Origin of the sequence: Nostoc sp. C057 (assembly GCF_013393925.1) — a bacterium.
In the GTDB taxonomy this organism is placed as follows: Bacteria; Cyanobacteriota; Cyanobacteriia; order Cyanobacteriales; family Nostocaceae; genus Nostoc; species Nostoc muscorum_A.
The window spans coordinates 1-24,042 of the sequence record NZ_CP040294.1; the positions used below are offsets into that span (position 1 = coordinate 1).

Here is a 24,042-nt window from a genome sequence, read left to right on the forward strand (position 1 = left end):
ATGAGTCTGCTATTTTTCCTTGGATCTAGAGTTCCTATTGATAAGACTATAAAAAAAGTTGAATTACCTAAAGAGCCTAAAGAACTAGACAAATTTTTAAAAGAATCAGAGCAAAAATTTGATGATATTACCCCTGGAACTGAAAAAGCTATTATTTGGGCAAATTCCTTAAAAAAGCAAAAAACAAAGATAGCAATTGTTTACATACACGGGTTTTCATCAACAAAAAAGGATACATACCCTTTGTGTGAAAACATTGCTAAAAATTTAAAAGCCAATCTTTTTCATACTCGATTAACTGGTCATGGTCGTGGCAGTAAAGTCTTGGCGGAAGCATCAGTAAACGATTGGATAAATGACACTTATGAAGCTTTTGAAATAGGTAGAAGAATAGGAGAAAAAGTAATAATTATAAGTTTCTCTACAGGGTCAGCACTTACTATGTGGTTAGCAACTGAAGTTCAAAAGATGAATGATGATGTTGTGGCCTTGGTATTTATATCCCCAAATTTTAGTCCAAAACAACCTATTAGTAATGTTCTATTATGGCCTTGGGGAAAAACTCTAGCAAAAATAATTATAGGCTCTAATCGAAGTTGGGAACCTATAAACCCACAACAGGGGGAATACTGGACAACGAGTTATCCTGTTGAAGCTCTTTTGCCTATGATGGGAACAGTAAAGATCGCTAGAGAAGCAAAAGTTGAAAATATCAGACAGCCAGTGTTAATGATTTTTTCACAATTTGAGCAGGTAGTTAATACTAAAAAAACAGAAAGCATATTCAGTCGATTGGGAAATACTAACCAAGAAGAGACATATATAAAGGAAATTATATATATTAATAAAACTCAAGATCCTTACAATCATATCATTGTTGGCGATATAGTATCTCCAATGAATAATGAAATAGTCACTCAAAGTATTTTAAATTTTATTAGCTCATTGCTATAAGCTTTAAATAATATAACATTAATAAACTAACTGTATTTTTTTAATATAAAAAATACTAATTTAATGTAGCCAATTGCCAATCTGAAATTGCATTTTGTTCTAATATATTTTTGGCTGAATGATGCTAAAATTTATAATACCAATTAAATTTATAATCAGAGGATTTATCGATGTCTGATAATAACCTGATAGGACTGGCAGAACTAATAAAACAAGTCAAGCAAGAACTATTAATCACCTATCTTAGTAATGAACCTCCCAGTAATAAAACAGATGTTCCTTTTTTTAGCGTGGATTCTGTAGAATTAGAGTTACAAGTAACAGTGAAGAAGGAGGGCAAAGGAGGAGTTAAAATCTATGTTCTTGAAATAGGAGGGGGAGGTAGTCGAGATGATGTGCAAAAAGTGAAAGTAACTCTATCACCATTGTTAAAAAAAGAACAGTTGTTAAGCATTTACAAAAAGTTATACTCAGAACGTTGGGAAGAATTTTTGAAGATAAATGTGGAAGCTATCACAAAAGGGAGTGAGGAGAATTTAAGCGAACTGTTTTAAATATGTGACTTTTACCGATTTTAAGTATGAGTGAGGTAGTCTCGTGGAAACATTTGAGTTATACCTGTCACCCATAGATGCAAAGCGATTTAAGGCAATAGTGACTAAATCTCCCGTCGGTGAGGCAGAAATAGAATCGTCATTACCTTTCTTTGAAGGCGAATGTGACTGGCGAACTACCTTAATTAGGACTCTAGAGACTACCACTTTCAAACCAGAAGATTTCCCACAAGCTCCTGAACAGGACTGGATGGTTACCTCTGGCATCTTGAATGAAACTCGAAGCGATTTTCACGCTCATTATCTAGCTAATATTGGAAAGGCACTTTACCGAGCACTCTTTCCATCAAGTAGTCAGCTTAAGAACAAATTACTTGAAGCAGAACGGGTAACTGAAACTAAAAATACTCAACCACTGCATATTCGGTTGACGTTTCAGGCAGATGTAATGCACGGATCACGCCTAGCAGATTACCCTTGGGAATTGCTGCATGATGGTAAACAATTTTTACTTCATCGCCAAGTAACAATTTCCCGCTACATTGCCCATGAAACAGTTCCTCCCAACTTAAGTGCTGTTGAGAAGGTGAATGTTTTGCTGGTATCATCGGCAGCTTTTGACTTAGACAGGGGAATACAACCACTGAATAAAAAAGAACAACAGGCAATAAGTAAGGGATTGAAAAAAGCCAGCGAAGCAGGACTTATTCGTCTTGCAGAACTAGAGTATGCCACTGTTAACGAGTTGCGAACTTATTTAACCGAGCATCGGGGTGAAGATGCTCCTCATGTAATCCATTTTGATGGACATGGGCTGTTTGGCAAACGGTGTCCTAATCGGGAGTGCCAATTTATTAATCAGGGGATAAAAGTACAGCAATGCCGCAAGTGCAACACTCAATTGCTAGACCCGCAGGGATACTTGTTATTTGAAGATGAAGAAAGCAAACCAGATTACGTCAGTGCAGCAAAACTAGGAACTCTGCTGCGGCAGTCTAGCTTTAGTGATGATAGCAACACTTCAAGCGGGGTAGCATTAGTTGTGCTAAGTGCCTGCCAGTCAGCGATGGCAGTAGCGGGAGATTCGGTATTCAACGGTACGGCACAAAATCTGATCAACCACCGGATTCCAGCAGTAGTTGCAATGCAATACTCAATTGGTGTGGAGGCTGCTACTCAATTTGCCGAACAATTTTATCGCTCGTTGGGACAGAAAGATTCCCTAGCAGCGGCTATTAGTAAGGGGCGGGAGGCAATGGGAATAGAGGGCAACCAGTGGTATCGCCCGGTGCTTTATCTACGCTGGCAAGATAATGAAGGAGGGCAACTCTTTCCTATCCCGAATAGATATCCCCAGCCATCCTACCAACTGTCACCAACTGATGTATTCAATCGTAATGCCTTGCTTAGTAAGGTAAAAAATTTTTGGATCAAAGGAGTATTAGAGGAGTCCCTGTATAACCAAGTTCTGATTAACTTAGGTTTGCAAGAAAAACCCAATCTAATCACTTCTCCTTGGGAGATGCAGTTGCAGACTAAGAGCAAAAAAACAACAAAACTACCGTCAGATACTAAAGTAATTAAGCTTTTTGATCAAATCGGTGAGGGACGAACACTGCTTATTGTAGGTATGCCAGGTTCAGGTAAAACCACAACTTTACTGGAACTAGCTCGTGAGCTCATTAGCCGTGCAGAAGCAAACGAAAATCACCGAATTCCTGTAGTATTTAATCTCTCCTCTTGGAAGGGTAAAAAAAACCAACCGATTGCTGATTGGCTGGTGGAGGAATTAAATAGCAAATATAGTATTCCAAAAAAAATAGGACAATCTTGGGTTAATGAACAGCGATTACTTTTACTGCTAGATGGCTTAGATGAAGTCCAAGATGAGTATCAAAATGCATGTATTGCCGCCTTAAATCAATTTAAGAAGGATCATGCATTAGAGATTGTAGTTTGTAGCCGTATTCATAATTATAAAGCTATTTCTAATCAATTAAACTTTGAAAAAGCGGTTTTCTTAATGCCATTGACCCTAGAAAAAGTGTATCTTTACTTGAACAAAATAGATTCTGACTTAACAGGGCTGAAAGTATTAATTAGACAAGATAAGACACTAAAAAAGTTGGCTTGTTCTCCTTTAATGCTTAATATCATGATTTGGGCTTACGAAGGAGTCTCTATTGAAGACTTGCGTAAAATAGATTTGATAGGAGAACGCAGCGAACGTCTATTTAATGACTATATTGATAGGATGTTTAATCCTATTAATCGCACAAAACTTAATCGGCGATACCAGGAGAAAAAAACGAAGTTTAGGTTGACTTGGTTAGCACAGAATATGCTCAGAGAGTCTCAAACTATATTCTTAATTGAAGAAATGCAGCCAAGTTGGTTGCAAAGTAAAGCTGAAAAAAAAATCTATTTTCTTGGAAGCGCACTAATTGCTGGACTGCTTGGTTCTTTAACAGGACTGGTTCATATTCCACTACAGCCTATCGATAATTGGAAATACGCTCTATCTACTGGACTGTTAGGTGGAGTTGGTATTATTTTTTTCTATATACGCGATGAACCAGAAATTGAAACAACTGAGACTCTGCAATGGAATTGGGAAGAAATAAAAAAGAATCTGACTAAATGGTTTTTAGTTGGCTTAATACTTGGGTTGATTATTGGAATGTCATGCGCTTTTTTGGAGGATTATAATTTTATTGAATTATATCGGAAAGGTATTGAAAATAAGGTTTTTAGAACCCGAATTGATCTACTAAGTTTAGGACTAATTTACGCAGCGTTCATTACACTGATGATTGGACTAATGTATGGAAGCACTGCTGAGATCCCACCTTTAAGAGTGGCGAAAACAACATTTCCAAATCAGGGTATTTGGACATCAATCAGAAATGCTCTCATTACTGGACTAGCGAATTGGTTAATTTCATGTCTGATTTTTTTGTTGATGGGTTTGCTACTACAGGGGCATGAGATGGGTTTAGCAATAAAATATGCAGTAGGTTACGGATTAATAGGGGGCCTAATTTTTGGAATTGGCCGCAGTAGTGGTAGAGCCTGCATTAAACATTTGACCTTACGCTTTATCCTTTTTAAAAAAGGTTTTATTCCTTGGAATTATGCTGAATTTCTCGATTATAATACTAGTAAGCTTTTCTTATTACAAAAAGTTGGTGGTGGTTACATTTTCATAAATCGCCTGTTGTTAGAACATTTTGCTAAGATGAAATAATTATTTTTACAAAACTTTATTACATTTTTCACTTACCATCTGCTTATGTAGGTATCTTAACTAGTAGGAATCAAACATAAATTTCCAGGCGGTGCAATAGTAAGTCCTCGACGTACAGGTTTGACTCGATGAAACTTAACCAACCTTAGTTTCTGGTGAAAAAGAAGTGTTGCCAAAACTAATTTAATTTCAAACTGAGCAAATGCCATTCCAAGACAACGACGGTTACCGCCACCAAAAGGCAAAAATTCATAAGGCGAAAATTGTCGTTTTAGAAACCGCTCTGGTCTAAAACACCAAGGTTCAGGATATAGGTCTTCTCGGTGATGAGTTAAGTAGATACAAGGAGATATCATTGTTCCTGGCTCAAATTGGTAACCCATAATCTGGACAGGTGCTTGAACAATTCGAGAAAAAGTAAATAAAGTAACAGGATATATACGTAAAGTTTCAGAGCATACTGCATTCAGATACGGAAGCCGAGCAACATCTGTTGGCTCTGGATTAGAACGAAGGACTTCCAGTTCTGTCAGTAAACTTTCACGTACCTCTGGTAAATAATGAATCCAGTACAAAGCCCATGTTAGAGCGGTGGCAGTAGTTTCATGACCTGCTACTAGTAATGTTATTAGCTCATCGCGTAACTCCACATCTGTCATAGGCTGACCTTCTTCATCACAAGCAGTCATCATAAAACTCAGGATATCTTCACCAAATAAATTGGGATCATTGCGGCGTTGGCGAATTTCAGCGTAAATTAGTTCATCAGCTTGTTCACAAAAACGCAGAAAGCTTCCCCAGACACTCCAAGGGCCCAAATCCCACTGAAGTGTCTGGATAAACAAAAAACTGGAACTCCAAGAAGAGCTAAATACATCCATCATTGAACTCAACAGTTGCTTTAGCTGCTGGAAACGTAGTCCTGCATCCAAGCCAAAAACAGCCTTTAAAATTACTTGTAGCGAGATATCTTGCATGGAAGACCGAACATTAAAGGGTTTATCAATCGTCCATTTGCTCATAACCTGCTTAGTAATATCACAGATCAACTGACCATAAGCCTGCATCCGTTCTCCATGAAAAGCGGGTGTTAACAGCCGTCGTTGGCGTTGGTGGTAATCGCCATCAATCAAAACTAGTGAGCTAGCTCCCAAAATAGTCTGTGGTAAATATTTGTTGGCCTCCCCAGCGTAAAATAGGTTTGGGGCTGCGGTAAAAACTTCCTTAATTCCTTGTGGATTACTGAGGACTACGTAGGGAGGAAAGCCGATAAGGCGAAGACTAAAGATGTCACCATAGGTTTTAGCACACTTATCCAAGTACTCTAATGGAGTCAAAATGTACTGAATAGTCTGCATTAACTCTGATGTTTGCGAACCATTGGGATATTTCATAACTGTTTCTTAGTTTTAGTTTAGAGATAAATATTACTCAATGAAGATGAAAGCTCGGACTTTTCAGATAGGGGTTCAGCCGGGATACCGACTCTGTTGGCGAATTGCGATCGCCATCCCAAAACCCTTGAAATGTCGTAACCACTCACGCTAGAAATTGCCGCTACATGAATTCGCCAACAGAGTTTACGCTATATTTACCCCAGAAAGTAGAAACAATATCCTTTCGATGTAATACTCGCATTACAGGTGTTTTTCACCGCTTGAGAGTCGATAATTATCAACGTCGTCCACTTGGCTTTTTTTTACCTGTTCACGCACTTGTCCATGTAAAACTCTCATCAGTTCTTCTATCACTCCTTGGTCCCGCCACTACTTGTAATGCCAATATACAGTCGAGTAGGGGGGCAAGTCCTTGGGTAAGTCTTCCCAATTGCAGCCATTCTTTAGTTGATAGAAGATGCCATCTAAGAGTTCTCTTTTTGTCCAGTTGGAGGGTCTAGTCTGTTTCTTAGCAGGCAATATAGTCGGCAGTAGGGGTTCCAGAATTTCCCATTCTTCGTCTGTTAGGCTGCTAGAGTACGGCATGGCTGCTGGATATGGCTTTTGCCGTCACTGTACTTCAATACAGTAAAAGATGTCAAATGGGTTCTATAAATCCACACCACAGTAACTCAAGCAACTCTTAACAAATAGGCGGCGAAGCGGAGTGTCTGACGCTGCCTGCAACAATCTGGGTGGCTCAACGAGTGGATTTCTGGCAGTGGCAGACACCGACTATTTGAGCGAAGCGGTTAAGAGTTGCGCCATCACCTAGAGAGAGATCCCTTTACTTTGTCTGAGTTCTTGTTGCTGTTTTTCTTCTATTATTTGTTGCAATACGCGCTCTGCTTTTTGCCAAAGCTGAATATCTTCTATTTCTACTGACCCCACATTAATCGGTGAATACTCAAGCTCACCTGACTGATTTCGGTTGACTGCCACTCGAAAAATCTCACCTCGTTCATCATGGGTAAATACCAGTTCTCTACCCTGCTTCTCCAGAGTGGCACGTTTAAATCTAAGGCTATTTGAGCCAGTTTTTCTTAATTGCCAGTTGATTAATTCAACAGCAATAGGCACAGCCATCGCTAAGAATTCCGACTCTTGACGCTGCTTTTCTGTGAGTGACTGTTCTGGCTCTGACTTTTGAGTTGCCAGTTGATTGCTAGCGATAAGTACCAATTCTCTAGCTTCATCTTGTGTCCATCCGGCTGGACTGGCAAAGATAATTTCTTCAACATCTTGGGGTAGTTTATTATCTTTGAGCGCCCGTATAGCAATTTCTTTATCTCGGTCAGTCACTAATAAGTTTTGCAAGTCTGCACTGTAATACTGATATAATTCGGCTGAAAGGTTATCTTTTAACTTTGGTTCATCTGTGGTTATAGTTGGAGTTTGATTAAGAGCAATCGCATCCACTATTTTTTGCGATCTATGGAGTTGCTCCAAATAAACAATCGCTGCTTCCAGGTCGTCGAATATGGTTTTTCCTGCTTCTAGCTGCTGCTGATTTTGAGAAAGTTGTTGTGTTAATTCTAATACTGTTTCAGTTAAGGCTGACTCGACAGTTGATTGCTCAATATAATCAGAAATTGATGAAATGGCTCTCTTCTCTAGATATGATTGTAACTCAGTCGCAAGAACTGCATCCAGGTCATTAAATGTAGCTTTAGCTGTAACAAGCTGCTCTTTGTATTGAGAAAGTTGTTGCGTTAATTCTAATACTGTTTCAGTTAAGGCAGATTCAACAGTCGATTGCTCAACGTAATCAGAAATTGATAAGATAGCTTTCTTCTCTATATGGGATTGTAACTCAGTATTAATCACCAATTCGAGGTCGTCAAATGTGGTTCTACCTGCTGATAGCTGCTCTTTGTATTGAGAAAGTCGTTGCGTTAATTCTAATACTGCTTCAGTTAAGGCTGACTCGACAGTTGATTGCTCAATATAATCAGAGATTGATAAGATAGCTTTCTTCTCTGTATGGGATTGTAACTCTTGAGTAATCGCCGATGATAGCTCGTCGAATGCGGTTCTACCTGCTGATAACTGCTGGTTATATTGAGAGAGTTGTTCTGCTAATTGTGGTAACGTTTCAACCAAGGCATTATCAACTGCTGACTGTTCAATAAAGTTAGAGATTGTATTTATGAGTTTTGAACTTGCTCGTTGTTCCGCATCTGATTTAGCTGAGTTTGTCTGGTGTTTAGTTTCGGCTATATTTTGAGCTTCTTTAGGTAATGTGGTTGATATTATTTGTTGATTGTCTTGGTTATTATCTACAGATTCTAAGAAATTATTTAAACGTTTAATTTTGCTATCATCACGTTTTGGGTCGTAGCTTATCCCCAACTCAGACTGGAGCTTTGTAAATGAACACTTATATTTATTGAGATTACCTCCCTGTTTCCAGAGCAAGCGAGGGCTACCATCTTCATTAACTGAGCCGATATCAATGCCAAACTTAATACCCCTTACCCCACCGTGGCCGTAATAACTGACGATGGCTTTGACTTGATGCTCTCTCCATAAGCGCTCAATTAACTGGGGCATTGTAGGTTTATCTGCTGCCACTTGCTCAATAGCTCGGCGCATTATTTCTTCGCCTGGAAGTCCCATCGCTCTCGACTCGCTCCAGTTGATTCCGAGTCATAGCCTTTTGCTTACTTTCCCAACTATTTGGGACTGGGGTTAGCTGAAATTCTCGCTCTAGTAGTCGGGCTGAATGTTCAGAGTGGGCGTAATTGTTCCAAGTACGAATAGATTTCCCGTCTAGGTTATTGACTCTAGATGCAACGATGTGAGTGTGATCGTGTTCTTTATCAGAGTGCCGCGCTATAAAGAAGTCATAAGCTGGTAGTTCTAATTCTATAAATTTATTAACTAGCTGGTTCAGTTTGGTATCTGATATTCTTTTTTCTGGCTGTTTAACTTGGGATTCATCACCTTGAAGCCGCGATAGTACAATGACCGATGCCAAGTGACGTTGAGACAGATTAGCTAATTCGTCATCATTTAGCGTTCTATCGTTTTTCGGTACACTAAGCATTAGGTGATAGCATGGGTCTTTTAGCTAGGGGTTAAGATGGGCTGATAAGGTAAACTGCTCTACCAGTTCATTGGTAGTTCTCCCGTACATATTCCCACCAATAATTTTGGCTTTTTCTTTCTCAATTACATATTTAGTAGTGCCACGAAATGATTTGTTAGCCTTGACTTTGGTAATCATTGCGCTGATCCTCTACCGTAGATTGAGTGAGTGATTGGCGAGTCTGTTCTAAAAATGCGGTCAGTTCTTCAAGAGTTTTCAGATATTATTTCACCTCGGCCGTCAACGGTTGACTACCAATTTTTACAGCTTCGTTAATCGCCCTAGTCTGCTGATTTAGGTTGTTCCCAATCTTTTTTAGCTCGTAAATAGCCTGTCGGTTAACTTCGGGAATGACTAATTTAGGATGTGGTAAAGGGTAGTCAAATAATCTCGCTCTTATATAGTCGCTTTGCACCACTCCAGTACACCGTTGCTCTAGCCTCGCTTTTTCAGCATAGCTAGCCCTAAATGTGATGGTTACTTCTCGCTTTTAATCTGGTGCTACTGACCGATTGATTAATGTATCAGCTAGTTGATTACTAAGATTGGTGCGGGGGTCTGGCTGCATAACTAGTTAAGCGTTTATTTATCTGCTTATTCATTTTTAACCGGGTTATTCGCTGTAGCTGCTATGGCGCAGAGCGCCGAGCAGGTAGGCGAATAACCCGGAACTCTCTTGACTTATTCACCCCTTGAAAAAAACGGTTTTCGGGGGTTTGGGGGACACCCCCAACAAGCAAACACGACGCTTTTACCGAAGGTAAAAGTAGCACGTAGTGCGTTACGGCGTATTGCTTGCCTATGCCCCCACGACGGGCTAGGGTAAACCAGAACCAAGGGGCATAACCGGAGGCTGGGGAAGTATGAGACTTTGGCTCACCACGATTGACTCTGTGCAGTAACCTTGGTGTAACCGAGGGCAGGGTCTATTGGGCAATACTGGCCATACTAGTGATACGAAGGATATTGATTCATGGGTAACTGCTTTTTTAGACTAGTCTACCTCACGAGGATACAAACCTTTTTCTGTTGATATTCGTCACATCACGACAAGAAACTTAAACTTTTTTTGACCACGTTTTTTTTACAATGGAATAATTTATTACTAGTGCTAAATATGCCGCGCAAACCGAAAGCTGTCCCTTTATCAAAAATAGAAGATATTCAAACCAGTCTTAAACAGAAAGCGGCGACTCCTAAAACTATCAGCGTGTCAGATTTAGTTCTCAGTTTGGCTAAACCTATTCAAGATATGTTGGATGCTGGCTACTCCTATGAAGATGTTTCTGATGTGTTTAAAGGTCATGGGGTAGAACTGGCGGCCAGTGGTCTGAAGAGTTTTCATAAAAAAGCTTCAACATCAACTGACAATAATTTGAGTAGTTCATCATCAGATAAAGCGGTTGATGAATCAGTTAATTCTGACTCCGAGCCAGAATTAACTGATTCATCAACCTCAAATAATGACTCGGTTTTACCAGTAGAGCCAGATAGTTCACTAACTGTTAGTAGTGAACCATCCGGCTCATCATCAACTAAAACTAGTAAACGAAATAAAACAACACCTAAGACTTCTGCTCAATTCAACATCACTGATAGGAGTGAAATATGAAACGCATTGTGATGATACTGGGGGGCAAGGGTGGTACAGGTAAGACTGCCTTTACTCGCTTACTGCTGGATGTAATGCACAATAAAAGCATTAATTATCTAGCTTATGATGCAGATACAGAGAATCCAGAACTATACGAATACTATCAAAACTTTGGCTCAGGGGTAAGGCTGCTGAACTTCCTGGAGGTGGCAGAGGCGAAACGCTTCTTTACGGAAATTAAAGCGGAGTCACCAGACTCAATAATAGTAGATATGCCGGGGGCATCAAGCAATAAAACCAGGGAAATTATCAGTAAATTTGGGCTATTCAAGATTGCAGGTGATTTGGGTTATCGGGTAACGCTGGTGACTGTGCTTAACCTTGGTTACTCGGTCATCACTAGCTTAAAAACTATGGCAGAATTCTGCGGCGCTCAAGCAGATTATGTAATAGTGAAAAATCTGTGTTGGGATAAAGGTTCAGGTTTTCAGCGTTGGGAGAATAGTAAAACATCGGCAGCTATAGCCGAATTAAAAGGCATAGAAATAGAAATGCCAGAGCTAGACTACTCGACCTTTGACACGTTGACAGAGAAAGGTCTACCTTACTCGGCTGCTACTGAAGAGAATGGTTTTCCTTTTGGGGATTACCTGCTAGTGAGTGGGTTTTTAGATCAGGCTAAACCAGAGCTTGAAAAAGCTGGGGCTTATCTGGGGTTACAACAACCAGAGATTCTGGTTGCTGCTTTAGAAAACACTACGACTTCAAAACAGACAAAAGTTACTGCGTCTACTTCTCGTCGGGGTCAAAAGAAAACTAATGAGCAATAACAATAATGGCAACGGCAATCACAGCAATCCTTACTCTGAAACTGCCAATTCCGTAGAGAGCAGTGAACAGGGTGAGGTCAAGATAGCACTGGGCAGATTATATAGAGAGTTTGAAAATTTTAAGCAGTCACAAAAAACTGAACGCGAAAGAGATAGGGCGGAGTTACAAGCATGGTCACAGACGAATTTAATTCAGAGTCAACTGCTCACCCAAGCGATAGCGACAATCGAGATCCTGACGAAGGAATTGAAGAATCAGAATCTCTCCTCGAACGAGTTCGAGCAGAGCAACGAGAATTTGAGACAAGAATTAACTCCCTTACTGACGCAGTTAAAGAATACGCCCAAGTCATCAGCGACATTAGAGAGCTTAGAGTTCAAAGGGCTGAAAAGCGAAGTATTGCAGTTGAAGCAAAACTGGAACGACCTGTTGATTCACACGAAGAAGTTGACTACGGTTATTCAAGAGTTGAAGAACAGCCCTCCCCCCGAACCCATCACCATAGAGAAAGAGGTTTATCGCTCTGAACCTCTAACTAAATATGGAATGATGGGGCTGATTACTACATCATTTGCTTTGTCAATGTTCTTTTCAATCAATCAAATTATTCCGGTAAAAACCTCGGATGATTTCAATAACTATCTACAAGCTATCTGGCAGCGTACTGGTTACAGCAATGTCAAGCTACAACGGATAGAAAAGCGTTTGGGGACTGACCGAAATCGAAGATGAAGGGCAAGATATAGCGATTGGGGCAAACAGAATTAACGTGATATTTGCCCCAATAATAGGAATAATCAGAGATAAGAATGCACAAGTTTACCTTGCGCTGACCACTTCTCATCAAGAAGTCTGCAAGCGACATAGACAACTTTTTGAGGGTTACGCTTATGTCTTCCATTCATGTTCCAAGAACGGACAGTATAATCACCTTCATAACCTAAGACAAGTGCAAGCTCGTCGTAAGTTAACTGCCACTTTTTCTTCAACTCAATTGGGTGCATAAATTTAGATCCATTACTATGATTCAGGCTTTTGATGTCTTGATGTCTTGGAACTAACTGAAAATTAAAGGCTTTCTGAGATTGCAGTAATATTAAAAAGCGGTAAACCCTAACTTCTCACTACCCTTCAATTGCTTGGATTCTATAAGTTGTGCAATCGCACCCCTTAAATACCGAACGCTAGGTTTCTCTTCGCCCCACTTTCGGCTATTTCTAATCGCAGCAAAGCTGACTGGTGTTGTAACGGCTGAAGTAACAATGTTTAAAATCTGCTCAAAATCCGCCTCAGAAATACTCACCTCTTCTACCTCTGCAATTTCAACGTCTTGGGTAGGCTTTGAGAAAATAGACTCAAGATGATTAACTGCATCTGGTGGTGCAATTTTCTCCCCTCTGGGCATAACTGCTGGCTGGTGATGCTGCACCAGTTCCGGGAAGAATTTGAGTAATGTTCTTGCTGGATCTGGCTGACCATTTCCTGGGTGTAACTCTATCTTTAACCAGTCTGGAATCATGCCCAGATTGCCACTGTTAACAGGTTCAGCAAAGTTATTAGGGTTGGCTTTGAAATATTCGCCACTGGCAACATTAATCTTTCGCAATCCACCAGCGCTGACAGACTGAGCTACACAGCCAATGAAGTTAACCGATTGCTTAAAGGTGTCTGCTAGTCCTGCTGTCGCCTTGCCAACCACAGAAGTTAGGTTCGAGCCATGCAACACGATGATTAATGTACCGCCACATTTGGCGAAGCGAGAAAGTAAATATTGGATTGCCCAAGTGCGATCGCTCTCATCAAGTAGGGACAGCAACCGCATCGCCTCATCAATAACTAACAGTAAGTTTTTGTGGGAGTAAGGTTCACTTGCATCTAAGCCTTTAAGAAATTTAAGCAAGTCACGGGCGACTAGTTTATCTGCACCGTCCGCATCTTTTTCAGGGTACTTAAGAGCAGAAATCAGATTGCAACTAAAGGGGTAAACATCCACCCCGGCTGTAAAGTATTGGGTGTTTAATCCTGCATCTAAAGCTAGAGATAATGTTGCCAAGATTGCTGCTAAGGTTCCCTTGCCTCCTCGCTGAGTACCAGCGATCGCTATCACCTGGGAACTCATCATGTCTTCTATTTGGAAGCCACTTTTCCTTAAAGCCGCGATGAGTGCGTTTGCTCTCTGAGCCAAAGTCAGATTAGTTATAGTGTCTGGTGAAAGCCCATTAGCTGATGGCTGTAACTCCTCCGGTTTTGAAAGAGAAGCCGCTTGGTGAGTGTCCCGAATATCTACTTGTGGTGAAGTTAATTGCTTAATATCTACGGTCGGTGGTAACTGGGTTTGAGCCTGTGCAATGGCACTTACCTCAGACCGATTCAGCCGGCTGTCAATGGTCACATCCTGTAAATGGAGAGCCATGCTTTGATAAGTGGGTAGCTGACGACCCTTGAGCTTGCCAAACCAGCCAAACATCCAGCGATAAGCATAAAAACGTTTTCCTGGTTCAACTTGGGTTAAATACTGCCCAATATTTTCAAATTCAGCATGAAGAAAGGCGTACTCTTCTGCTGATTGTCGCTCTAAGAATTTAACAGTATTAGCAAGATGATCCGCTTGATAATTGCTCCGGCTATCATAGTCACCAGCACGAGAGATCGCATCTACAAAGTTGCCACGTACAAATGGTATTGGTGCGATTTCTTTAGTGCGGTTCGAGTGTTCGACAACAAACCATAACCACGCAGCACCGCCAATTAAACCACCAACTACAGCCAAAGGATTGACAGCATAACAAACCGCTCCGATGCCCCCAGCCAGCAAGCCAAGTACACGGGTCATGTCTGCTTCGTTCTCAGATTGCCTCGCCATTTCAAATAATTGATCCTTGCGCTCTTGCAACCATTCAGAAACATTCCCCGCCTCCAAATGGGATAAGGCCGGATATGATTCGCGTAAGTGTTCCGTTTCCTTAGTTGTAATTTTGGGGATATTATTGCTTTGCATAAAACAAATGCCTCGTTGAGTTAAGAAGCCGCTCAATGTAGAGAGTTGTTGAGCGGCACTCACTTTAATCTTTGGTCAACCGCCAGATGGCAAACCCAATTTCACCTGCCATCATTGTGCCGATGTTAAACAAGATGCAGCCCAAAATCATGAATGGGGCTGTAAATTCAAATGGGTTACGAGCCGCAAAGGTGGTGACAATATCGAATGCCCAAACCGCAATCACAACTAGCCCAGCACTAGAGCGATCGCGTGTCCCTGCGGTCTTGTAGTCTTGCCACAACTGGCCTACCAAGTCAATCTTGCCACTGGGCTTGGTTTCAAGCTCATAAACCATGTGATCTTGAAGTTCCCGCCTAGCTGAATCTGGGTTTTTACCGCGTAGGGCATGGGCTTCGATTACTTGAACACCTACAGAAACCATGAATGCCAAGGTAAAACAAGGGGTTGAACAGTGCAAACGGCACATTTAGCCAATTCCAAGTCGGCTCAAACCAAGGACAAACAGGGGGGCCAGTAAAGATTAATTGCCAAGTTGAATCAGCACTAATTACAGAACCGCCAATAAATAAAATCCCGCCTACCAAAGCACGACCCGCGCCACCGTTAGCAACAAACTGATTGACTATAGCGGCGGCTGCCCTAATGGGTAAGCCAACAATCATCACAACAGCCTTGGCACAAAAATCGATGATTTCACCAAATGAGTGCTTCTTACCTTTGGGTTTACCATCACTGTTACCAGTGCTATTACTTTCTGCACCAGATGTTCCTAACGCCATTATTTTCTCCTCACTGGTTTGATATTTTGAACGCTTTTACAAACCTCTTTGGCTTTGTGCTTCCATTTCCAAGTTCCTTCTTCAATCCGACCTATGCAGCGCCCAGAAGCATCAAACACATCAACAATCTCGTCATCTTGATAAAGGGTTGTGTCTGGTCTGGGATTGCGTTTACTGCTATCAAAATAATTGGTGATTCTCAGTTTTCGAGTTGTGGGCATGACTCCCGCCTCGTATAAGGCATCGCTGGTTTTTGCCCGTTCTTCTATGCGCTGACGTTCTAATCCTTCGGTAGCCTTTTAATCTCTCGGCTTCTGCATAAGCCCCCAATTTGGGAATCTAAGGGGATGATTACAGGCAAGAAGCAGACCCCGACACCAGCCAAGGCTAAATACAATTGCTTCTTGTACATCTCACTGTGCCATTGCGGTAATCAGTGCAAATTTTTCCCATTGCTTTAACTCATGCAGTCGTTTAAATACTGACTCCGCTTCATTGCTAGGAGGGTTAGAAGATTCACACTCTACCCATGCTTGATGAGCGATTTTTGCAATTAACCAGAGTGTGTCTGATTCGCTCATCTTCTCTAGTCCTTCCCCCCATGTCTCACACATATCTTTAATCAGTGCGTTGTCGTGGGAGAGGGAATAATATCCTACGGGGTGCGCCATTTTGTATCCTTGAATGTGTGTACTGATTTCATCCCTGATCTAAGTCACTTGTGCGAACGCTTTTCTTCTCCGGTCAAGCGTTCGCCCAATTAATCCTCATCAGAACTGTTAGCGAGTTGTACTTTTTCAATGCCATCTAAAACTTCAGAAATTGATTGAATGGCATCATTCAGTACCAAGTCATTTGATGTAGTAAAATGCTCTGATGTTTGCAGTCTCCTATATTCGAGAGTAGCTTGAATCAACCTTAAAGTTTGCTCACATCCAGCCAGAATGATTACTATTTCTTCTGTGCTAACAATACTGCTCATCATATTATTCACCTCTTATCGCCTCCAAATCTCCTAAGTTAATTTGATGATTGTTATTGACAGAGAACCTTTCATTCACTACTTTTTCTAAAGCTTTTCTCAGCCAGTAAGCTGGGGTTGTACCATCCATTTCTGCAAGCATTCTGATGGCTGGAGTCAAGTCTTGAGGAACGTTGTAATTAAGCCGCTTGGTTAACATCGGTTGTTTCTCCTAAGTAAAGTTTTTTCATCTCTGATAAAGCAACGGTTCCCGGATTTTCGGGAATCAACAAATTACTTTCTGGAATGCAAGATTTAAGTAATCTTTCTTTGATCAACATCTGCACGGGTGGGATCGCAAACGCACCGCCACACAAAGTTACCTTGCTGCGTCTGGCTTTCACGGATATGTCATCTAGGGCATAAGCCAAGGGAGAATCTTTCATCCATGAGTGAATCGCGTTCTCTAACTCACTCCCAATGTCTTCGCCATCAGGTGCAATCGCACTTATGCCGTTATCACCAACGGTTGCAGTTTCTAAAATCTCGCGCAGTTGGGAGGGGCGAATCATTCTAGAAGAATCGGTATTGCTCAATGCTCTGGAGAATTCTTTGATTAGTGTGGCAACGCCACCGCCACCATTGGGACTACAAGTTAGCCGTTTTGGTAACTTGCCGAGATTACTGTATTCGCTGATTGTGGCTGTACCATATCCAATATCAAAAGTATGGAACTGTTTATCGTCAAAGCGTTCGCTTGCCCAGAGTGACGCGCCATATCCCTCTGGAAATCCCAGAAAGCCAAGTTTAGAGAAGCACAGACGGTATCTAACACCATCTACTGCTATCCACTTGCATTGTTCAATGGCTTTTTTTAGTTCCAATGGGGAAGCTAGCGAGAGCGTTGATAAACGAATGTGCAAGGTTCTACGCTTGGCGCTTGTACCCGTGGACAACTCAAGCAGATTCGGCAGAGATGCGATTGCGCCTAATGCAAGGATGGGGAAGTAGTGTACTTTGTAATTCTCGGAATCACTCATTGCTATATATTCCTTACCTTGCAGTCTGGCTGAGGAGCCTACAACCCAATGCTCTACAACATCTTTGTTGTTTTCATCTTTACCTCGGCTTAGGCTGAAAGCTCCTAATTCTCCAAATGGTACTGATGGCACACAACACACCAAGGATTCGGTCTTCATCACTGGTGTTGTGCCAGTTTCGTTATTAACGAAAGCCTGATATTTAATACTGGAGCGCCCAGCATCTAGCATCAAATGAATTACCTTTTTTGATGACATTGATGCTTTCTCTGTTATAGTTTCAGCCTCGTTTGTGTTAGGTGCGTTCGTGCTTATAGATGTTGGTTGTTTTTTAGGTCTTGACATATCGTTTTACCCTCAACTTTTTATCGTCACTGTCACAAGCAAAAGTAGTCATCATCAACTAACGTTTCATGTTTCATGTTTCATGTTTCAGGCGAGTGTCAGTGGCGTTTCACGGTTGTTGTGAGGCTGAAACATTGATGCAACCGTTGAAACTGTTTCATGAAACGTTTCTGTGAAACACTACTGAGTATCTTGGCTCCCAGTAGCCTGAGTCTGTGACAGCATCGATTTTTGCAAAATCTGAAGTAAAAGGAAGTTAACTACCTCCGCATGGTCATTAATGCCTAATTCCTGCGCTTTATTGCTGATAAATGGGTGTAGAGATTGCCTGATTGTTACTCGCATAAATTCTCCTCAAAATAAATTCGCAGGCTGAAGTCGCCAAGGAGACGTGTATCTTGTCTGCTGTTGGCGTTTCTGCCTTGCTTATGAGTGCTATGGTAGATGATAGCTGCTGAAGCTGTCAACTAAAATGTTCAAGCTTCAACTCTGTTAAACTAAAAAAGCTTACAGAGTCAGAGTCTTAAAGGATATAGTTGAGTAAAGATTCAGTAAGCTGTTGAAGTGAGTAGAAATGGGAGTAACAAAAAAGGCTAAAGTAATGTTTACTTGTGAACATGAAACAAAATCGGATTTAGAAGCGTGGGCCAAATCCGAGCGGAGAACTGTCTCGAATTTAGTTGAAGGGGTAGTTGTTGCCGCCCTTGCCAACTGGAAAGAATCTCTGTCTCCAGATGCGATCGCTAAAAACAAATCAAATGATTAACCCATCTGCCATTGATTTAAAATCACTCCCCTGGCTTCTCCCCGTTTTGACGGCTATCAGCGATCGCGATTGGGTACGGTTCAAGGAACTTGAAGTCAGTTTTGCAAACGCTCACGGGGTCGAAACTTGGGCAGATGTTTTCAACTTCCGAATCATGCCCGCGCTAGAACCAGAGGCTAAAAGATGGCTGTTAGTGACAAAATGCAGCCAAGGTATTAAGTCAGTCAAAATTTTAGATTAATGTCTTGTTGAGGCAGCATCAATAAATTGAATTATTTTTAGTCACACTAATACTATTAATAGAGTGAGGTATTTACCTGGTTTTTAATAGTATTTGAAAACGTGTAAAAGCTTTGCTATGTCTTGGCTTGAGAAAAATAGATAAATTATTTTATTTTATAAAGCTGAGATATTTATTATTTTTTTTTGCCTGAGATAATTTACTATGTAATAAGACTATACCCTTAGTCCATCTTTTCTAAGTGTCATGTCACCAGATATACATAAGAAAAGAATGCCTCCCCAAGACTCAACTTGTTGAAGCAAGTTGTTTAACAGTCCTAGAAGACACCCCGTAGTTTTTTTCTATTAAATTTCTTTATAACTTAATGTTATCAGTTCCGAGAACTTCCTACAACGGGTTTAACGAGAAATTTGATTAAAATTTTGGTGAATCTTCAGGGGAGGTAAAGCCCACACAATTTACCTCACAAGGATTTCACAATGGTAGCCACCTTTAACAGTTCTGGGAGTACTGCTACAAATGACGTTCGTGGACATCTAGATCAACTGACTCTAGCCCCACTATTATCTGAACCCAGGAATCAGGCGACACAGCCCAATAGTGTTGAGCAAATCTGGACTAACGAGAGCGTTAAACAGCATTGGATTTCATTTGACGCTTTCAAAGATTTTATTAAGCAGAAGTTTGGGCGTGACCGACTTTGTGCAGAGCAGTTTGACGCGATGATTGAGTTTACAGACTCACCGCACCGGATAGCCGAGGCTTTAAGGTGGAAAAAACCATATTCCGGCGTTGTGTATGCTGCGCTGATGCTGAATGCAGATGGTAGCGTCTGGCATTCAATTTTGAGTCTACCAAACGATGATGGCACAAAGCCTTACAAACGGCTGGCTCCATCTAAGAATGGAGATCAGTGCTTCTATCCTCGCGTCGTCCCCACTATTAGAAGGCTCGTTGAGCAACAGCTAGGACTTTCGAAAGGCAGTATCCCTGATGGTGTGGATTTCTATGAATGGTTAGCCAATTCCGAGTTACCTGTAATTACGACCGAAGGCGGCGAAAAACTGTTTAGTCTAATCTGTCAGGGATACCCCGCCACCACCAACTACGGCGCGACCTGTGGAGTAGATAAAAAAACCAAGCGATTCAAACCCAGCTTACAGCTCTTGATGAATCGTCCCAAAACTTTGTTAGTTGCCTATGACATGGATTCTAAGCCCTCGGTTATAGCATCTGTAAACAAGGGGATTGATGCACTGTCTTATGCAGCGCAAAAAGTAGGCTCATCCGTATCGCGCCCCATCTGGGACGAGTCACTAGGCAAAGGGATTGATGACTTGTTGCTGACACCAAACGGTGAAACGCTTTGGGCCCAAAGCTATAATAATGCGCTATGTCTTGCCATAGTCACCAAAATGCTGGGCATTGGGGCGGTAGACGAGGTAAATAGTTTTGAACAACTCGAACAACTTTCTCAACTCTACGGCACGATTGTAGAGTTAAATATTTTGAAAACTCGCATGAGTGCGGATAATCTAATCGCGGCACTAAATCAGCAAATCAGAGAATTGACCCACGGCAAAAATGCCGTTGAGTCTAAGTCTCATCAGTCAAAGTCTTATCAGTCGAAGTCGAAAATTATCCCCGCTGATATGTTGGCATTTGAACTGGTCGAAGATTACCGAGAGCGCCTCAAGTACTGCAACGAATATAAGGAATGGAAGTACTATCTTGGTGACGATTCGGGATTGTGGAAATCCCAGGATGACCACATGATCGAAACAATGATTCAGGGAATATTAGATGCCCGTTCAATTGTTGGCTATGGCACTGATAGCTATATAGTCAATATTCGCAAATTCATGGCGCGACGGCTAACTGTTGAAACGTGGCCCACAAGACACGACATCGTTCCATTCCTAGATGGCGTACTGGTGCTGGCTACTGGAAAGTTTGAGAAACACTCACCCGGTAATTATTTAACCTGGACACTGCCCCATCGCTTTGATAATCCCTCTCTTCGAGATTGGCCAACAATTCGCGGTTGGTTCCAGGAAGTAACGGAGGGCGACTCCCAAAAAATACAAACCCTCATCTGTTTTGCAGCTGCCACACTCAGAGGTATGTCTCATCTCCAAAAAATTCTTTACCTCTGGGGCAATGGCGGCAATGGTAAAGGCATTTACTCGGATATCCTTCAGGCGTTAGTCGGCTCAGAGAATACTTGGAGTGGCAAAATTGAAAACTTGGATAATCCTAATTTCCTGGTAGACATCAACAACAAACGCTCAGTCATTTTTGAGGATCAAGATAAGGTCAATGGCGGTTTGCAAACTTTCAAAACCCTCACGGGGGGAGGAAGCACCAAAGCCAAGGAAGTTTATAAAAAAGCTTGTGATGTTAGACTTGCTGCCACAGTTTTAATTACTTCCAATTATGCGGCGCTCCAAGGCTCTGGGGTCGGCAGATGGCTCAAAAGGCGGTTGATTGTAGTAAACATGAATTACTGTCCACCAATTGTAGATACTCACCTCAGAGAAAAGCTCTACCCAGAGATGGGAGCCTTCACCCAGTACCTACTTACCATTCCAGAGAGTGAAATAATTAACACTCTCAATGGAAAAAACTCTACTGGCTATGATCTCGCTTACTGGGAAATGGCACAAATGACTGACTCCATCGCGGCTTGGGTGGAACGGCATATCGTGCAAGATCCTTCAGCTGTGGTCAAAGTTGGCTCCAACAAAAACGAATGGCAAAGCAGCAGCTACCGCCCCGAAATCAGCACACTGTTTGGCTCCTACCATCACTACTGCCAAAATTCCGGGCAACAGGGCAAGAGCTTACCCAATTTCACCCCAGACTTACTGCAAGTCTTAAATCATGTGCTGGGATGGTCTGATGTTAAGCAGGAAAAAACCAGAACTGGCAGTCATTTTTACGGTATCCGGTTAAGAGGCGCTTTCGATGAGGCTCCGTTCCCTTCCGAATCTTCAATCACTTCCAATCAAGCTGGTGATGAAGGTGTGACGGACAAGGTTATGGATATGGTGATGGACTCAAAGCCTTACGGTGACGGATGTGATGGACATTTACAGAAAAATCTTTTTGTAAATGAGGTAAAAAATCATCCATCTAATTTTTTTAAGAGTGAAAGTTTGGGCGATGAGAAAACAGATTGTGTAGAAAGTTTGGGCAAAACTCTATCACCTCCGTCACAACCATCACCTGAGATAGCTATAACCCATACACCACTTGCATTACCATCCATTTCCCCAAACCATCACCAGTCCGTCACCAATCCGTCACCGGCTCCATCAGCATCCGTCACCACCCGCCAACCCGTTAAAGGAGATCGTGTAAAGCTACTTTCAAGCGGCGAAGAATATAAAATCTCTTGGGTTTCCTGTGGTAGTGATAAAGTTCTTTTGGTTTCTGCCCGAACCGGAGAGCCGCTCACTGCACCTTCACCGTTGCGTCCTGGTGCTGCGGCGGGTGGATTAAATCTCATTGATGTTAGTGAACTGGAGTTTTTGGATACTTAGGTGTAGCGAACTGCAAACATCGGGGGATGAAACTGCAAACAAGCCGATTTTGAACCACAATAAGGCGTAAGTTTCGGAATGGATGCTCATTTCACCCCGTGATAGTCTGTTCTTCAGCTAAAATTTACTGCTTAATAAATTTCCAAGTTCCGCTACCACTATCTCTATCTGCGCCAGCAGCCGTTGAGACACACAACAAATTTTCATTACAACTTCTGCCTCTGGTATCTAAGTAACCTCCTTGACCATTACCATAACCATTCACAAGTTGAACAGGCTGACCTTCACGTAAGTCATCTGAAGATTTGTTTTTAGAAATTATTTTCCAGGTTCCGCTACCACTATCTCTGTTGGGGTTGTTGGCTGTAGAGACACACAGCAGATTGTCAGAACAGTTTCTTCCCCGCGTGTCTAAGTAACCACCAGCACCTTGCTCATATTGATTTTGCAGGTAAACGTCATCGAGCGACTCAACAACTCCTGTTTTGCCAGTTTTTGATAGAATCTTCCAAGACCCACTACCGTTATCTCTGTTGGGGTTGTTGGCAGTAGAAACACACAGCAGATTGTCAGAACAGTTTCTTCCCCGCGTGTCTAAATAACCTCCTTGCCAATTGTCGTAACCATTAACGAGCTTGTATGTTTGTCCATACCTGAGTTTTTGGTTTGCTGAATGTGCCTGACTCGAATTAACATTGGTAACACTGAATAGACCTGTAGTTAACAATAAGACAGCACCCATTGTTGCTTTGACAAGAGTAGATTTTTTCATAATAAATTGCTCCTTGTTTTCACTAATAATTGTTTCAAGATTTTCTGAAAGGTCTGCTTGTTTTGGCTTTGACAAGAGTCGGTTTTTCTTGAACACTTTCACTCTATTAGTAAAATTTCTAGGAGTCGATGAGGATAAGTTAGGGAAAGTTAAGGAGTTGATTTTTGCATTTCGCCAAAGTATAGGGGTATGAGTAGCATTCGCGCAGAAAACCGGGTTAAGAGATATTACATGAGTAAGACAAATATTCTTAGAAGCTGAAACCCTTATTTTCTCGTTGAGTAGTGACTCGATAAACGGAAATTGCAAAGCGTATCCCGGCTTAACCCCCAATCGAGATCCAAGTAGTACAGCGTGGCGCTATCAGAATGACGGGCTTTATCATCCCATAAAGTAAACTCCAGACCAAAGCGATGTCATCAGACAAGCCGCTGCGCGTCTACGCCCTTCCCAGTTCTGGGGGAGAGTCAGCACGACAGCGATCGCCTACCTCATGTATTCCTGATAAGCAATTTCTATTAACGCTATCAGCCTTTTGGTGTCAAGTCCTGTTGACTAATTGTAACAATATTGTTATATTAGTTTACATAACTAAACAAACAAGAGAAAAAACTATGTATACCACTGTTAATGAAAACGGCGTTCTCAACAATTACGCTCCTGTTCCCCAGGTATACTGCGCTGAATATCCGGCAATTTGGGAACAACGTAACTACGTTATACAAGGTGCAGTTGCAGCTATGTTTGTTACCGCTCTAGTTTTGGTTGCTTTTGCGGTTAGCTAAGATTTTTTGATTTCGGTATCGCTGTATCTCATCGTCATTCGTACTTCTCCCCCTAGCCTCGGTACTTAACGCCGGGGTTTTTTGCTGTGGAGTGCGA

General features: G+C 41.7%; 26 protein-coding genes and 2 pseudogenes. 10 read left to right on the forward strand and 18 right to left on the reverse strand.

Features of this window, described 5'->3' with window-relative positions; translation table 11 throughout:
* The 3 genes from FD724_RS39920 to FD724_RS39930 form a co-directional block, all read left to right on the forward strand.
* The coding region (locus FD724_RS39920) for a carboxylesterase (RefSeq protein ID WP_179077051.1) at positions 1 to 954 on the forward strand (954 nt) is incomplete at its 5' end.
* A 170-nt stretch (positions 955 to 1,124) separates the two neighbouring features.
* The gene (locus FD724_RS39925) at positions 1,125 to 1,508 is read left to right on the forward strand and encodes a trypco2 family protein (protein ID WP_179077052.1); all 384 of its coding nucleotides are present in this window, start codon (positions 1,125 to 1,127) and stop codon (positions 1,506 to 1,508) included.
* A gap of 43 nt (positions 1,509 to 1,551) precedes the next feature.
* Positions 1,552 to 4,755: a CHAT domain-containing protein gene (locus tag FD724_RS39930; protein WP_179077053.1), complete on the forward strand. Its 3,204-nt coding sequence runs from the start codon at positions 1,552 to 1,554 to the stop codon at positions 4,753 to 4,755.
* Positions 4,756 to 4,811: 56 nt separating this feature from the next.
* On the opposite strand, the gene FD724_RS39935 is transcribed toward FD724_RS39930, so the two are convergent.
* The 7 genes and pseudogenes from FD724_RS39935 to mobC form a co-directional block, all read right to left on the reverse strand.
* Positions 4,812 to 6,149 carry a cytochrome P450 gene (locus FD724_RS39935; protein ID WP_179077054.1) on the reverse strand — a complete coding sequence of 446 codons (1,338 nt, stop codon included), beginning with the start codon at positions 6,147 to 6,149 and terminating at the stop codon, positions 4,812 to 4,814.
* 209 nt (positions 6,150 to 6,358) lie between these two features.
* Positions 6,359 to 6,433 (reverse strand): annotated as a pseudogene (locus FD724_RS41625) (IS5/IS1182 family transposase); the annotation flags it as partial.
* Between the two features lie 88 nt (positions 6,434 to 6,521).
* The gene (locus FD724_RS41630; protein WP_256874823.1) at positions 6,522 to 6,737 is read right to left on the reverse strand and encodes a transposase; all 216 of its coding nucleotides are present in this window, start codon (positions 6,735 to 6,737) and stop codon (positions 6,522 to 6,524) included.
* Between the two features lie 225 nt (positions 6,738 to 6,962).
* A complete protein-coding gene (locus tag FD724_RS39945) occupies positions 6,963 to 8,810 on the reverse strand; it encodes a relaxase (protein WP_256874824.1) in 1,848 nt (615 codons plus the stop codon).
* Positions 8,770 to 9,240, reverse strand: coding sequence for a relaxase/mobilization nuclease domain-containing protein (locus FD724_RS41635; protein ID WP_256874825.1), 471 nt, complete (start codon positions 9,238 to 9,240; stop codon positions 8,770 to 8,772). The genes FD724_RS39945 and FD724_RS41635 overlap by 41 nt, the downstream gene beginning before the upstream one ends.
* A gap of 24 nt (positions 9,241 to 9,264) precedes the next feature.
* A complete protein-coding gene (locus tag FD724_RS41640) occupies positions 9,265 to 9,420 on the reverse strand; it encodes a hypothetical protein (protein ID WP_256874826.1) in 156 nt (51 codons plus the stop codon).
* Positions 9,421 to 9,505: 85 nt separating this feature from the next.
* Positions 9,506 to 9,760 (reverse strand): annotated as a pseudogene (gene mobC / locus FD724_RS41645) (plasmid mobilization relaxosome protein MobC); the annotation flags it as partial.
* Between the two features lie 639 nt (positions 9,761 to 10,399).
* Here mobC and FD724_RS39955 point away from each other — a divergent pair.
* Genes FD724_RS39955 through FD724_RS39965 form a run of 3 tightly spaced genes read left to right on the forward strand, consistent with a single transcriptional unit; the run spans position 10,400 to position 12,439 of the window.
* Positions 10,400 to 10,894 (forward strand): hypothetical protein, encoded by a 495-nt coding sequence (locus tag FD724_RS39955; RefSeq protein ID WP_179077055.1) that lies wholly within the window; start codon positions 10,400 to 10,402, stop codon positions 10,892 to 10,894.
* A complete protein-coding gene (locus FD724_RS39960) occupies positions 10,891 to 11,706 on the forward strand; it encodes a hypothetical protein (RefSeq protein WP_179077056.1) in 816 nt (271 codons plus the stop codon). The genes FD724_RS39955 and FD724_RS39960 overlap by 4 nt, the downstream gene beginning before the upstream one ends.
* Complete coding sequence (locus FD724_RS39965; RefSeq protein ID WP_179077057.1) at positions 11,696 to 12,439, forward strand: hypothetical protein; 744 nt, start codon at positions 11,696 to 11,698, stop codon at positions 12,437 to 12,439. Before FD724_RS39960 ends, FD724_RS39965 begins: the two co-directional genes overlap by 11 nt.
* Before the next feature lie 65 nt (positions 12,440 to 12,504).
* Here the strand turns inward: FD724_RS39965 and FD724_RS39970 are convergent, their stop codons facing one another.
* From FD724_RS39970 to FD724_RS40010, 10 genes are all read right to left on the reverse strand, one after another.
* Positions 12,505 to 12,711, reverse strand: a complete 207-nt coding sequence (locus FD724_RS39970) for a hypothetical protein (protein ID WP_094345795.1) — start codon at positions 12,709 to 12,711, stop codon at positions 12,505 to 12,507.
* A gap of 92 nt (positions 12,712 to 12,803) precedes the next feature.
* Complete coding sequence (locus tag FD724_RS39975; RefSeq protein ID WP_179077058.1) at positions 12,804 to 14,705, reverse strand: hypothetical protein; 1,902 nt, start codon at positions 14,703 to 14,705, stop codon at positions 12,804 to 12,806.
* A 64-nt stretch (positions 14,706 to 14,769) separates the two neighbouring features.
* A complete protein-coding gene (locus FD724_RS41650) occupies positions 14,770 to 15,129 on the reverse strand; it encodes a hypothetical protein (protein WP_256874828.1) in 360 nt (119 codons plus the stop codon).
* Entirely contained in the window at positions 15,080 to 15,487 is a 408-nt protein-coding gene (locus FD724_RS41655; RefSeq protein ID WP_256874829.1) for a hypothetical protein, read from the reverse strand. Before FD724_RS41655 ends, FD724_RS41650 begins: the two co-directional genes overlap by 50 nt.
* Complete coding sequence (locus FD724_RS41660) at positions 15,487 to 15,708, reverse strand: hypothetical protein (protein WP_256874830.1); 222 nt, start codon at positions 15,706 to 15,708, stop codon at positions 15,487 to 15,489. Before FD724_RS41660 ends, FD724_RS41655 begins: the two co-directional genes overlap by 1 nt.
* A 192-nt stretch (positions 15,709 to 15,900) precedes the next feature.
* Positions 15,901 to 16,158, reverse strand: coding sequence for a hypothetical protein (locus tag FD724_RS39990; RefSeq protein ID WP_179077059.1), 258 nt, complete (start codon positions 16,156 to 16,158; stop codon positions 15,901 to 15,903).
* A gap of 89 nt (positions 16,159 to 16,247) precedes the next feature.
* Positions 16,248 to 16,472, reverse strand: a complete 225-nt coding sequence (locus FD724_RS39995; protein ID WP_256874831.1) for a hypothetical protein — start codon at positions 16,470 to 16,472, stop codon at positions 16,248 to 16,250.
* A gap of 1 nt (position 16,473) precedes the next feature.
* Complete coding sequence (locus tag FD724_RS40000) at positions 16,474 to 16,668, reverse strand: hypothetical protein (RefSeq protein ID WP_114085628.1); 195 nt, start codon at positions 16,666 to 16,668, stop codon at positions 16,474 to 16,476.
* Positions 16,649 to 17,746, reverse strand: a complete 1,098-nt coding sequence (locus FD724_RS40005; RefSeq protein ID WP_179077060.1) for a hypothetical protein — start codon at positions 17,744 to 17,746, stop codon at positions 16,649 to 16,651. The genes FD724_RS40000 and FD724_RS40005 overlap by 20 nt, the downstream gene beginning before the upstream one ends.
* Positions 17,747 to 18,013: 267 nt before the next feature.
* Positions 18,014 to 18,178 (reverse strand): hypothetical protein, encoded by a 165-nt coding sequence (locus FD724_RS40010; RefSeq protein ID WP_179077061.1) that lies wholly within the window; start codon positions 18,176 to 18,178, stop codon positions 18,014 to 18,016.
* 229 nt (positions 18,179 to 18,407) lie between these two features.
* Between FD724_RS40010 and FD724_RS40015 the strand changes: the two genes are divergently transcribed.
* From FD724_RS40015 to FD724_RS40025, 3 genes are all read left to right on the forward strand, one after another.
* Positions 18,408 to 18,599, forward strand: coding sequence for a hypothetical protein (locus FD724_RS40015; RefSeq protein WP_179077062.1), 192 nt, complete (start codon positions 18,408 to 18,410; stop codon positions 18,597 to 18,599).
* Entirely contained in the window at positions 18,592 to 18,840 is a 249-nt protein-coding gene (locus tag FD724_RS40020) for a hypothetical protein (protein WP_179077063.1), read from the forward strand. The genes FD724_RS40015 and FD724_RS40020 overlap by 8 nt, the downstream gene beginning before the upstream one ends.
* Positions 18,841 to 19,322: 482 nt before the next feature.
* Positions 19,323 to 22,388: a DUF3854 domain-containing protein gene (locus tag FD724_RS40025; protein WP_179077064.1), complete on the forward strand. Its 3,066-nt coding sequence runs from the start codon at positions 19,323 to 19,325 to the stop codon at positions 22,386 to 22,388.
* Positions 22,389 to 22,512: 124 nt separating this feature from the next.
* Here FD724_RS40025 and FD724_RS40030 read toward each other — a convergent pair whose 3' ends face one another.
* Positions 22,513 to 23,160 (reverse strand): hypothetical protein, encoded by a 648-nt coding sequence (locus FD724_RS40030; protein WP_179077065.1) that lies wholly within the window; start codon positions 23,158 to 23,160, stop codon positions 22,513 to 22,515.
* Between the two features lie 614 nt (positions 23,161 to 23,774).
* Here FD724_RS40030 and psb34 point away from each other — a divergent pair.
* Complete coding sequence (psb34, locus tag FD724_RS40035; protein WP_141699918.1) at positions 23,775 to 23,945, forward strand: photosystem II assembly protein Psb34; 171 nt, start codon at positions 23,775 to 23,777, stop codon at positions 23,943 to 23,945.
* The last annotated feature ends 97 nt before the right edge of the window (positions 23,946 to 24,042 follow it).